Below are 11,912 nucleotides of genomic sequence, written 5' to 3'. Positions count from 1 at the left end.
GTCGCCGGGGAAACCTGCTACCGCTGGCGCTCACCGACACGACAGGCGTGCGCTGCCCGACCGGCGGTGCTTTGCTGAAGGGGCACGGCAACTGGCAGCTCGCCTCGGCGGCTGTCGGTGTCGCCCGCAAGAGCGAGGGAGATCGAGCCGATGGCCGGTAGACCCGTCACCCCAGAGCAGCGATTCGACGCCTTGGTCCGGGAACTCGGGCCGGTCCAGGGTGTGACAGAGCCCGAGGACGCCCCGGGACGCGAGGGGCGCTTCGGCTCCGCTGCGCTGAAGGTTCACGGAAAGATCTTCGCGATGCTGGTGCAGGGCCGCCTGGTGGTGAAGCTGCCCCGACGTCGGGTGGACGAATTGGTGGAGGCCGCGGAGGGCGAACGGTTCGACGCGGGCCGGGATCGGCCGATGCGCGAGTGGCTCTGCCTGGCCCCGGACTCCCAGCAGGAGTGGTCCGCACTGGCCCGCGAGGCGCTGGCTTTCGTCGGCCCGGCTTCCGGAGGTTCGGCGGACAACTGAACCGAGGCACCTCCGGCGGTCAGTAGCGGGCGGTACGGCGTCGGCCGGGGCCATGTCGAGACACACGTTCGTGGCGATCCGGTACAGCCAGGTAGGCAGCGCGACGCGGCCCTCGAAGCCGTCGAACTTCGACCAGGCCCCATGGCCCAGGCACGCCGTGGGACCGCCGTCGGCTGCCGGTCGGAACAGTCAGTAGCGGATCGTGCTGGGCCGGCTCGCCGTGGCGTGCGTGGACGCGGCCGCCGCTGCGCCCGACGCCGGAACGATGGCGAAGGAGCCGTTGCTGAGTGCGGTCTCGGTGTACTGGCCGCTGTCGATCGCCTGGGGTGAGAACCCGTCGAACGGCTGACCGTTGACGGTGACGCCGCTGAAGTCGAGCCTGCTGAAAGACGGGTAGCTGCCGGTGGGTGACTCGATCACGGCCTCCGCGCTCACGTTCTGGGCGCCGAGCTGCTGCTGGGTCTGCTCGGTCCAGCCGGCGGTGTTGTCGGTGAGGGCGATCGTGTAGGTGCCCGAGCCGTCGGTGGTGACCGAGCCGGTGAAGGAGTCGCCGGTCGACACGGGATCGTTCCAGTACACCGGGCTCGCCGGGTACATCTCGTACCACGCGGACAGCACGGGCGCGCCGCTGGAGCAGTCCACCTGGACGCCGGTCTGCTCGACCGTCTGCGAGCCGTAGCCATCGATGCCCACCCAGGGCGCGAACAGGTCGTTGCTGGTGTTGCAGCTGACCTGTGGCATGGTCCACGAGCCGGAGATGCTCTGGAATCCGCTGCCCTGTGCCACGTAGCCGCCCCAGAGGCCGCCGGCGAAGGAGTGGCGGTGGTGGCCGGTGCTGTGAACGCCGCGGTGTCCGGCCGCTGCAGGTGCGAAGGCCGCCGTGCGCGGTGAGCCGGCGCGATGGGTCGGCGCAGCCGCGGCGTGCGCGGTGGCCGGAAGCGCCGCGACGATCGCGCAGGCGGTGACGAGTATCGCGGCGGCGGACCGGGAGCGGGCCTGGGCCATGGGGATCTCCTTGTGCGAAGGGCGGGCGCGCGGGCATTCCCACGTGATGGGCTGTCGGTTGTCACCACGGGGCGTCAGTGACGCGGCGTCAAGAGTGGGACGACGTATGGCCTGTGCGAAAGCTGGGTGACTGTTCAGATGTCATGAATGGCGTGAACATGTCATAGAATGGCTCATGTTCGCCGTTCAGTAGGCAAGGGTCAGCTAGGGCAGGTGAGGTTGACTCAGAACCGCGCGGCTAGGCTCGACGCATGGAGATCCGCTATCGCGCTGGGGATCCGTTGGTGAGTCACGCCGAGGTGGCGTTGGGTCAGGAGATCAGAATCACCCTGGAGGGCTCGGAGGCGTACGGCTGGTCTGCGCCGGTCGCGTCCGGATCGCTCGTGCTCTTGGACGTGGGCGAAAGCCAGGGGACGGTGACGGCCAGGGCGCTGGCGGGCACCGGGGGGGAGGGTGAGCTACGGGCCGCCTCCTCGTTCCGTGGCGACCGGTTCGGTCCGCAGACCCGGCTTTGGCGGCTGCGGGTGCACGTCACGGAACGACTGTGACGCTCAACTGCCACAGGCGCGAGGGGGGCCCGTGCGGGTCGGGGGTGAAGGTGTCGGCGGAGGAGAGTGTCGCGGTGCCGGGGGACTCGGCGCGCGCGACCTCGACAAGAGTGCCGCCTTCGGCAGCGTGATTGCCCGTCATCAGGACGACTGCGGAGTCGGAGCTCTTGATCGGCGCCCACTTGTAGGAGTGCACCGCATTGAGGGTGACCGTGATCTGTGACCCGGCGTGGACGCAGACGCTGCGCAGCGGGTTGTCCGATCCTGGGTAGACGATCCGGACGGCACCAAACAGGCACGTCCCTGGCGTGGGCGCCGGGCCGGTCGGGGTGGCGGCGCTGCCGGGAGGGGTGGCCTGCCGGGTGCCGGGTGTCGAGCGGGGCGGGGCCGCCCCGCCGGATCCCGATCCGGCGGGCAGGGGGGATCCGGGCGCCACAGAGGTCGCGACGGGCGCGGAGGACGCCGACCCGGCGTGACTGCTCCCGCCGCAGGCGGCGATCGCGGCGATCACACCCGCGCAGACCGCGGTGGCGCCGAGCGCTCGTGTCCGGTACCAAATCATCGTGCCTCCCACGGGGCATGTTGCCACGGTCGTGCATGGGACGCAGCCGCTCTCGCCGGGGTTCCGCCGGCCTGACGGCTCGGCTCCGGATCTGTTTCGCGGATGCCGGCGCGCCCCGCGGTGGGGCGTCCGGAGCTCGCGGAGCCGTCATGTCACGGACCGGTGTCGTCCGCGCTAACGGGTGCGACGTGTGGGGCGTTCTGTGAGAGCCCTGTGTAAATCTTTCCCCGGTCATGACACAACTCCGGTCACCCCTCTTGTGGGGTGTCAGATCCCGTTCCAGACTCCCGAGTTGCGAACACGCACGCACCATGCGTGAACGTCCTTACCCTCCGCCTCCCGGGCGATCCCCGGATGCCGAAAGGATGTTCAGTGTCACGCTCCATACCCCGTTCGGGCCGCATCGCCGCGCTCGCGGCCATGCTCGCCGCACTTCCCGCCTTATGGCTGTCCCCGGCCACCGCCCACGCCGCCACCCCCGTCGCGGCGGGCCCCACCGCCCATCTGTCTCCGGACTCCAAGCCCGCCGTCCACCACGACACCTCCCGCCCGCTGCGCGACCTGGCCCGCGAGGCAAGAGCGCACCCGGCGCCCGCGAAGAAGCACAAGAGCAAGGACCACGAGGAGCGGCTGCCGCACCCGCCCGCCTCCCGCACGCCCGATCCCGTGGTGCAGCACAGCACCGGCGGCCCTGCGGCCGCGACCAGCGGGACCAGCTTCGAGGGCATCGGCTCGGGCAACTACTCCATCACCGGCGTGCCGCCGGACCCGAACGCGGCCGTAGGCTCCACGCAGATCGTCGAGGTCGTCAACACCGCCTACGCCGTCTACTCCAAGAGCGGCGCCACGGTCCTCGCGCCGACCAACACCAACTCGCTGTGGTCCGGCTTCGGCGGCTTCTGCCAGAGTGCCAACGACGGTGACGCGACCGTGCGCTGGGACAATCTCGCCCAGCGCTGGGTGCTGCAGCAGTTCGCGAACGTCACCTCGTCGGCGGGCCCGTACTACGAGTGCGTGGCGGTCTCGACCAGCGCGGACGCCACCGGCACGTGGAACCGGTACTCGTACCAGTTCTCCAGCTTCCCCGACTACCCGAAGCTGTCGGTGTGGCCCGACGCCTACTACACGACCTACAACATGTTCACCCCGGCCGGTGCCTTCATCGACGCCGAGGCGTGCGCGATGGACCGCGCGAGCATGCTGACCGGTGCGGCGGCCACGCAGCAGTGCTTCACCACCTCCTCCTCGTACGGCGGAATCCTGGGCTCGGACGTCGACGGCTCCACGGCTCCGCCGTCGGGTGAGCCGGAGTTGATGGTGGGCCTGGGCACGACGTCGACGACGCTGGCCTACTGGAAGTTCCACGTCGACTGGGCCACCCCGGCGAATTCCACCTTCACCGGACCCTCCACGCTCACCGTCGCGGCGTACACGACCGCGTGCGGCAGCACCGGAACGTGCATTCCCCAGGGCGGGACCACGCAGCAACTCGACTCCCTCTCCGACCGGGTGATGTACCGGCTCGCGTACCGCAACTACGGCGACCACGAGTCCCTTGTCGTCAACGACTCCGTCACGGCCGGTAGTTCGGTCGGGTCGCGGTGGTACGAGCTTCGGATGTCGGGCGGAAACCCGACCGTCTACCAGCAGGGCACCTACGCTCCCGACTCCACCTACCGGTGGATGGGCTCGATGGCCCAGGACAAGGCCGGCAACATCGCGCTGGGCTACTCGCAGTCCTCCGCCTCCACCAACCCCTCGATCCGCTTCACGGGACGCCTGGCCGGCGACGCCCTCGGCACCATGACACAGGGCGAGACCACCGTTCTGACCGGCGGCGGCGTGCAGACGTCCTACAGCCGCTGGGGTGACTACACCTCGATGGCGATCGACCCGAGCGACGACTGCACCTACTGGTACACCGACGAGTACGAGCCGTCGACCGGCAGCTTCAACTGGAACACCCACATCTCCTCCTTCACGCTCCCCAACTGCACGGGCACGCCCGTCAACGACTTCTCGATGTCGCTGAGCCCGGCCTCGGCGAGCGTGACGTCCGGCGCGGCGGCGACCAGCACGGTCTCCACGGCGGTGACCTCCGGCAGCGCCCAGACCGTGAACCTGACCGCCTCCGGCCTGCCCACCGGCGCGACCGCGGCCTTCAGTCCGACCTCGGTCACCGCGGGCGGTTCTTCGACGCTGACCGTGTCCACCACCTCCAGCACCCCGGCGGGCAGCTACAGCATCACCGTCACCGGCACCGGAGCGTCGGCCACGCACACCGCGACGTTCAGCCTCACCGTGACAGCCGGCGGCAACACCGTCACGGTGACCAACCCCGGCAGCCAGACCGGCACCGTCGGCACTGCGGCCAGCCTGCAGATCCACGCAACCGACTCCGCCTCCGGACAGACCCTCACCTATGCGGCCAGCGGCCTTCCGGCGGGCCTGTCGATCAACACCGCCACCGGTCTGATCTCCGGCACGCCGACCACGGCCGGCACGTCCTCGGTGACCGTCACGGTGAGGGACACCACCGGCGCCAACGGCAGTGCCACCTTCACCTGGACGATCAACCCCTCGGGCGGCGGTGGCGGAATCACCAACGGCGGCTTCGAGACGGGCAGCCTCTCCGGGTGGACCGCGTCCGGTGCGGCCACCGGCGTGACCACCTCCGGACCGCACAGCGGAACCTACGCGGCGATGCTGGGTTCGACCTCGCCGACCAACGGCGACTCGTCCATCGCGCAGACCTTCACTGTGCCCACCGGCAGCAACACGCTGTCCTTCTGGTACAACGTGACCTGCCCGGACACCGTCACCTACGACTGGGCGACGGCCACGCTCAAGGACAACACCAGCAACACGACCAGCACGGTGCTCGCCAAGACCTGCGTCTCCTCCTCCGGTTGGACGCAGGTCAGCTCCGGCGTCACCGCCGGGCACTCGTACACGCTCACTCTGACCAGCCACGACGACAACTACGCCGGCGACCCGACGTACACCAAGTACGACGACGTCGCCCTGTCGACCAGCGGCGGTGGCGGCGGCGGGATCACCAACGGCGGCTTCGAGGCCGGGAACCTCTCCGGCTGGACCGCGTCCGGCGCGGCCACCGGGGTGACCACCACGAACCCGCACAGCGGCAGCGACGCGGCCATGTTGGGTTCGACGTCGCCGACCAACGGTGACTCCTCGATCGCGCAGACCTTCACCGCGCCGAGCGGCGCCAGCAAGGTGTCCTTCTACTACAACGTGACCTGCCCGGACACCGTCACCTACGACTGGGCCACGGCCACACTCAAGGACAACACCAGCAACACGACCACGACGGTGCTGGCCAAGACCTGTGTGTCGAGCTCCGGTTGGACGCAGGTCAGCTCCTCCGTCACGGCGGGTCACTCGTACACGCTCACGCTGACCAGCCACGACGACAACTACGCCGGCGACCCGACGTACACCACGTACGACGACGTGACGCTGGCCTAGCGAGCGCACGCCGTCCCGGTGGGCGGGCTGACCCGACCTGACAGCCCGCCCACCGCCTCTTGTCCGTCGTCCTCGATGGCGGAGGGATGGCTCGGCTGCAGTTTGTCGGCGGCCTCCCGCGATCTCGTTGGTCTTGCCCTCTGCCATGGGTAAGTCTAGACTTACCGTTCGTGGACACTTACCAAGCTGGGGATGCCCTGGGTGCATTGGGGGACCCCACCAGGCGCGCGATCATCGCGTGTCTGGCCGAGCGGCCGCGCGCGGTCGGCGAACTGGCCGACGAACTGCCGGTCAGCAGGCCCGCGGTCTCACAGCACCTGAAGGTGCTCAAGAGTGCGGGCCTGGTCACCGAGCGCGCGGCGGGAACCCGCCGCATCTACCGGCTCAATCCGGCCGGCGTGGCCGCGCTGCGCGATCAGCTCGACACCTTCTGGAACCGGGCGCTGGCCGGTTACCAGGACCTCGTCGAGCAACCGGAAGAGGAGGAGTCATGACCGAGACCACGACCACGGTGGTCCGCCGGCAGATCGCCGTCCAGGCGTCGATCGAGCGGGCCTTCACCGTCTTCACCGAGCGGTTCGGCGACTTCAAGCCGCCGGAACACAACCTGCTCAAGGCACCGATCGCGGAGACCGTTTTCGAGCCCCGGGTCGGCGGCCACATCTACGACCGCGCCGTCGACGGCAGTGAGTGCCGCTGGGCACGCGTCCTCGCCTACGAGCCGCCCGACCGCGTCGTGTTCAGCTGGGACATCAGCCCGCAGTGGCAGATCGAGACCGATCCGGACAACACCAGCGAGGTCGAGGTCCGGTTCATCGCAGAGACTCCCGAGCGCACGCGCGTCGAACTGGAGCACCGCAACATCGACCGGCACGGCTCGGGCTGGCAGGCCGTCGCCGAGGGCGTCGGCGACGATGCCGGTTGGCCGCTGTACCTGTCCCGGTACGCTGCCCTGTTCGCCGAGGGCAGCTGAGGTCCCCGCCGGGGACATTCGTACCGGCGACCAGTGCCCTCGCCCCGCTGTCAGGTTTGGGGACGGGTATAGCGGACAGACGCGAGTTGTCCGGCAGGACCGCGGCAATGGCCGAGCCCGGACAGCGGAGCTCCCGGTGCAACCCATCCCCCTGCGCCCGGGGGCTCCGCCCCTCGGCCCCACATGTCGGAGCAACCCCGTCCTCCAGCAGCAGAAGGGATGTGACATGCCTTCGGCCACGCGTGGGCGCACGATCGGGCGTGGCGAGTGGACGGGCTCGCGGAGGCCGAGCCCGAAGGCCTGACGGAGAGACACATTCGGATCAGGACGGCTCCGATGCGTTTGTGGACCGGAAGCGGGGGCAGGCGCGTCCCTGATCGGGCCCTCGTGTAAAGGGGCCCGCGGAGACGGTCATTCGAAGGGGTTGATCATGTCCGGGATAGCTTCTCTCATCAGACTCGCCGCACTCCTGGCCAGTCTGATCCCGGCTCTCGTCTACTTCGGTGGAGCGCCATCGCTGGGCAGCGGTCGGGCCCGAAGGGAGCGGTGATCATCGAGCAACGCCGCCACCGCGACGACTTCTGAATGCGGTCTGCAGGTGGAGGCCGGTGCCTCTCCGTATCCCGTGGCGGAGTGCAGCCGGAAAGGCAAACCATGATCTTCTTGTCTCTGCTTACGCCCCTGGTTTTCCTTGCGATGCTTCTCGCAACGCCCACTCTGGAGCATCTCGCGAGCCCCCGCAGGACGCCCTCACACGCACGCCGTGCCTCCGCGCCAGACCCCTCCAAGAGCTCCGCGGATTGACATGCGACGCCGCCGACCCGTGGCATCCGCAGACGAGGAAGGACATCAATCAATGATCCTTCTCGGACTCCTACTGCTCGGCGAACCGGTGCCTTCACTGGGCTGATGATTGCCTACAACCTCTCCGGCGGCTCTGGTCGGCCTGGCCGGCAGAGCCGCGACACGGCTTTCCCGGCGCCGTTCCGGCGCGGATGCGCCGCGTGCGTACTCAGGCAGATCTCATCCCGGCGAGGCGCCTGGCCGTGAGAGCTGCGCAGGCTGATCGGGGATACGCAAATGCGGTGGCCGCTCGCCGGGCCGCTTGAGTGAGGCCGGGGTTGTAAAGGGATTCTTGACATTGATGGGCTGTAAAGGCATCCTTTACATGTGACCGAATCCTCGACGTCCCTGGCGTCCCTTTGCGCCCTGCTCGCCGAGCAGGCCTCGGTCCTGGCCGGGTCGATGGGCGCTCCGTTGACTCCACCGGCGTACCTCGACCTGGTCCGGCGTTCGCAGGACATCGCCGGCAAGGGGGAACAGGTGCTCAAGCTGTGCGTGCAGCAGGCCAGGGACGCCGGCCACACCTGGCAGGAGATCGGGGACCTGCTCGGAGTCACCCGCCAGGCCGCCTTCCAGCGATTCGGCAAGCCCATTGACCCCCGCACGGGAGAACCCATGGACAAGACAGTCCACATGGCCGACGCCGCAGAACGCGCCGTCGCGATCGTCACGGCAGTCCTCGAAGGACGCATGGACGAGGCGCGGCGCTCGTTCAACACCGAGGTGCTGGCGGCTTTCACCGATGAGGTGCGGGGCAACGGCCTGGCCACGGTCACCGGCCTCGTCGGCGCGTTCGAGGGCTTCGCGGAGGGCGAGCCCTTCGTCCGGCGGATCGGCGACCACACCGTCGTCGACATCCCGCTGCGCTACGAGGCCGGCGACATGAAGGCCCGGGTCGCATTCGACACCGACGAAAAGGTCGCTGGACTCTTCATTCTCGCGCCCGACACCCCGTGAGCCGTCGATCGCCCGGCTTCAGGTCCGGGTGAGCGCGCTGCGGTGGTCCGGGTAGCCGTGGATCTCGACGATCTGGGCGCCGTCGATGGTGAACACCTGGTAGATCCGTTGCGGAGGCGCGGGCCGGGCGCCTTCCCCTTCGCCGCGCAGGGTGATCCCGAGCACGACGGCGTCGCGGTCGACTTCGACGCTTTCGACGGTTGGCCGGGTTCCTTCCGCCAGGATCCGCTCAAGCCAGTCGAGCACCTCGGTTCTGCTGGAGCAGAGACCGGTCCAGCGGACCTTCGGGTGCAGGAGTGACCCGAACAGGTCCATGTCGTGGTCGCGGAAGGCGGCTTCGAGGTGGACGGCGATGTCGGCCAGCTCACCGGCCTCGGCCGGGTCGGGGAGGTCGGAGGCGTTCTCCGGCTGCGGCGCGGCAGGCCGGTCGGGCGTGATGTCGTACTGCCGCAGAAGGTCGATGACCTCCTCGCTGGGCTGCTTCCCGGAGATCCACACGCCCCGTCTGTCGGCGCCGGCTTCCAGGAGCTGTCGCACCGTCGCGATCCAGTCGCCGGACCGATCGGCCTGCTCGCGGCTGCCCACGGTCGCGAAAGCCAGCGGGGTGCCGTCGAAGCGGTCGTCGCGGGCGTCGACCTCGGCCCCGGCGTCGAGCAGCAGCCGGACCACCGCGGCGTTGCCGAGGTAGGCGGCGTTGTGCAGCGGCTGCTCGCCCACGCTGTTGCGTGCGTGCGGGGAGAAGCCGGCCTGGAGCATCAGCGCGACCGTATCGGCCGGGCGCGAGCCGGCGGTCTGGCAGATCACGGCACGCTCCTGCTGCGTCAACCGGTCGGGCAGGTCGGGGTGGTGGGCGAGAAGCCGTTGGACGGTCGGGCGGTCGGCGATCAGGCACGCGCCGATGAACTGGTCCACCTCGGTCGCGTCGTCGGCGGCGCCCAGGGCCCGCAGCCGTGCCGCGCTGTCGCCCTTGCCCGCCCTGACGGCCAGGCGCAGCGCGGGCACGCCGTCCTCGTCGGCGGCCAGGGGGTCGGCACCGGCCGCGAGTAGCGCTTCGACGACTGGGAGGGAAGCGTTGGCGGCGGCCTCCGGCAGTGCCTCGGTCGCGGGGCCCGCCGCGGCGCCCGTCGGCGTCGCGAGTGCGTCGAGCAGCAGCGAGGTGGCGACCGGGTCGTCGTGGAACACGGCCGCGCCCAACGCCCAGGTTCCGGTCACCCGGGCGCCTTGGGAGAGCAGCAATCGCAGGCAACGCTGGTCGCGATGGCCGGCGGCTTCCGCGATCGGCTGCCCCGGGTCGGGGTGGGCGCCGGCTTCGAGCAGCAGCCGGACGATGTCCGGGTTGTTGACCTCCACCGCGCCCTTCAGGGCGGAGCGGTAGCGGGGGCGGCCTCCGTCGTTGGTGTTCGGATTGGCGCCCGCGTCGAGGAGGAGGCGCACCACCTCGGCCATCCCGGCCGCTCTGCCCGGGTCGGTCCGGTGCCAGCGGGAGTAGCAGGCGTACAGCAGTGGCGGCCAGCCGCGGTCCCGGTCGGGGGCCGACGCGGCGACGGGATCGGCGGCGAGCAAGTCCCGTACCGCCGTGGCGTCGCCGAGGACCGTCGCGGCCGGCAGGCTGCGGCGGGCGATGTCCCTTTCGGTGCGGAGGATGTCGGCGGCCTGCCGCATGCGGCCCTCGACGGAGGCGGACACGAATGCCGTCACCGTGCGGGCTTCCGCCGTGGCGGCATCGACGGCGTCCTTGAGTCTGGGCCAGCTGGAGAAGCCCAGCTCGCGGGCCACGACCAGCTGGGCGGCGGCCAGGCCGAATGTGTCGCCTCCGGCGGACCGGTGGTGGCGGACGAACCGCTCCAACGCCGCCGACTCGCCCCGGCGGGCGGCGTCGCGCAGTTCCTTGGCGCGACGGCGAAGCTGGTCGAGATCGGGGTGCTGGGGAAGTGATTCGGACATGGCGTCTCCCTGCATGGCCTGCGGTCCGCTGCTCAGGCCGAGGAAGAGGCCACAGCCGCACGATCTGCTCACGTGGAGGTGGACTCAGTCCTTCCCGCGGACCCGGGGGCGCCCTCCAGCGCCACGGCAATCCTAGTCCAGCGCGTCCGGGCGGCCTCAGCGGTGGGGAACTGCCGGCGCTCAGCCTGGGTGGAAAGAGACACGGATGTTCGGGTCCGCGGTGGCCAGAAGCACGTAGCCGCTCGCGGGGGTCCACTGGTCCGGGATGAGGAACATCCTGTTCCCGGACTGCGCCAGCAGCCGCAGCCCCTCGTAGCGGTAGCGGAACCGCTGAGCGGAGCCGTTGGCCGGCAGGACGGTTTCGCGCACTCCCGGGCTGTCGAAGTAGAGGCGCTCGGTGGTGTCGACCCGCGCCGCCGGACGCAGCCACAGGTGGTGGGCGAGGTAGGCGGCGTCGCTGCGGCCGTGCACTTTGGCGTCGACGTGGGAGGCCCAGAAGGAGGCGAGCAGTACCAGCGCGCCGACCAGGACCAGCGCCACGAGCTCCTGGCGGAACGGGTAGACGCGTCCCGAGCCGCGCACGGCGAACACCCGACCACAGCCGGCGGCCAGTAGTCCTCCGCCGAGCAGCATCGGCGTCGCCAGCTCACTCGCGGGCCAGACCTGGAAGCCGCCCAGCACGCCGAGCACGAACAGAACGGCTCCGACCGCGATCAGAGCGAACGACCCGTAGCGGACGGCAGCGCGCAGCGCACCACGGTCGGCGGGGTGCTGCTGCGCGCGCGGGGGCCGGCGGGCCACGGAGCCGGACAGGTAGTAGCCGAGCACCAGCAGCAGGCCGACCGCGAGGGCGACGAATCCGGGGATGAACAGGGCGCTGGCGCTGCGCAGCAGATAGTCCTGGGTGGAGAACCCCAAGGTGGCGGCGTCGATGCCGAAGTGCTCGTAGAGGGCGTCGGTGTAGCTGAAGCCGAAGAAGAACAGCAGCGCCACGATGTAGGTGGTGGGTCCGAGGATCGAGGCGAGCGTGCTCGCCCAGCCGGTGCTCGGTGTGGTGCTCTCGGCCACGGCG

Annotated in this window: 10 protein-coding genes; 6 read left to right on the top strand and 4 right to left on the bottom strand. The window is 70.0% G+C overall.

Annotated elements, in window-relative coordinates; genetic code table 11:
- The first annotated feature begins 150 nt into the window (after positions 1-150).
- A complete protein-coding gene (locus ABIA32_RS02355; protein WP_370092030.1) occupies positions 151-519 on the top strand; it encodes a hypothetical protein in 369 nt (122 codons plus the stop codon).
- A gap of 189 nt (positions 520-708) precedes the next feature.
- On the opposite strand, the gene ABIA32_RS02350 is transcribed toward ABIA32_RS02355, so the two are convergent.
- Positions 709-1,524 carry a G1 family glutamic endopeptidase gene (locus ABIA32_RS02350; protein WP_370092029.1) on the bottom strand — a complete coding sequence of 272 codons (816 nt, stop codon included), beginning with the start codon at positions 1,522-1,524 and terminating at the stop codon, positions 709-711.
- A 251-nt stretch (positions 1,525-1,775) separates the two neighbouring features.
- Here ABIA32_RS02350 and ABIA32_RS02345 point away from each other — a divergent pair, with 251 nt between their 5' ends.
- Positions 1,776-2,072 (top strand): hypothetical protein, encoded by a 297-nt coding sequence (locus tag ABIA32_RS02345; RefSeq protein ID WP_370092028.1) that lies wholly within the window; start codon positions 1,776-1,778, stop codon positions 2,070-2,072.
- On the opposite strand, the gene ABIA32_RS02340 is transcribed toward ABIA32_RS02345, so the two are convergent.
- Entirely contained in the window at positions 2,056-2,634 is a 579-nt protein-coding gene (locus ABIA32_RS02340; RefSeq protein WP_370092027.1) for a hypothetical protein, read from the bottom strand. The two genes, ABIA32_RS02345 and ABIA32_RS02340, sit on opposite strands and share 17 nt — an antisense overlap.
- Positions 2,635-3,006: 372 nt before the next feature.
- Here ABIA32_RS02340 and ABIA32_RS02335 point away from each other — a divergent pair, with 372 nt between their 5' ends.
- The 4 genes from ABIA32_RS02335 to ABIA32_RS02320 all read left to right on the top strand — a co-directional run bounded on the left by ABIA32_RS02335 (position 3,007) and on the right by ABIA32_RS02320 (position 8,896).
- The gene (locus tag ABIA32_RS02335) at positions 3,007-6,123 is read left to right on the top strand and encodes a putative Ig domain-containing protein (RefSeq protein WP_370092026.1); all 3,117 of its coding nucleotides are present in this window, start codon (positions 3,007-3,009) and stop codon (positions 6,121-6,123) included.
- 170 nt (positions 6,124-6,293) lie between these two features.
- A complete protein-coding gene (locus ABIA32_RS02330) occupies positions 6,294-6,617 on the top strand; it encodes an ArsR/SmtB family transcription factor (protein WP_370092025.1) in 324 nt (107 codons plus the stop codon).
- Complete coding sequence (locus ABIA32_RS02325) at positions 6,614-7,096, top strand: SRPBCC family protein (RefSeq protein ID WP_370092024.1); 483 nt, start codon at positions 6,614-6,616, stop codon at positions 7,094-7,096. The genes ABIA32_RS02330 and ABIA32_RS02325 overlap by 4 nt, the downstream gene beginning before the upstream one ends.
- A 1,170-nt stretch (positions 7,097-8,266) precedes the next feature.
- Positions 8,267-8,896, top strand: a complete 630-nt coding sequence (locus tag ABIA32_RS02320) for a DUF3887 domain-containing protein (protein WP_370092022.1) — start codon at positions 8,267-8,269, stop codon at positions 8,894-8,896.
- 18 nt (positions 8,897-8,914) lie between these two features.
- On the opposite strand, the gene ABIA32_RS02315 is transcribed toward ABIA32_RS02320, so the two are convergent.
- A complete protein-coding gene (locus ABIA32_RS02315; protein ID WP_370092021.1) occupies positions 8,915-10,840 on the bottom strand; it encodes an ankyrin repeat domain-containing protein in 1,926 nt (641 codons plus the stop codon).
- Positions 10,841-11,020: 180 nt separating this feature from the next.
- The gene (locus ABIA32_RS02310) at positions 11,021-11,908 is read right to left on the bottom strand and encodes a hypothetical protein (RefSeq protein WP_370092019.1); all 888 of its coding nucleotides are present in this window, start codon (positions 11,906-11,908) and stop codon (positions 11,021-11,023) included.
- Positions 11,909-11,912: the final 4 nt, after the last annotated feature.

The sequence above is a fragment of the Streptacidiphilus sp. MAP12-20 genome (assembly GCF_041262525.1).
Lineage (GTDB): Bacteria > Actinomycetota > Actinomycetes > Streptomycetales > Streptomycetaceae > Streptacidiphilus.
The sequence above is the reverse complement of the archived record's forward strand: the minus strand, read 5'-3'. Positions and strand labels throughout refer to the sequence as shown.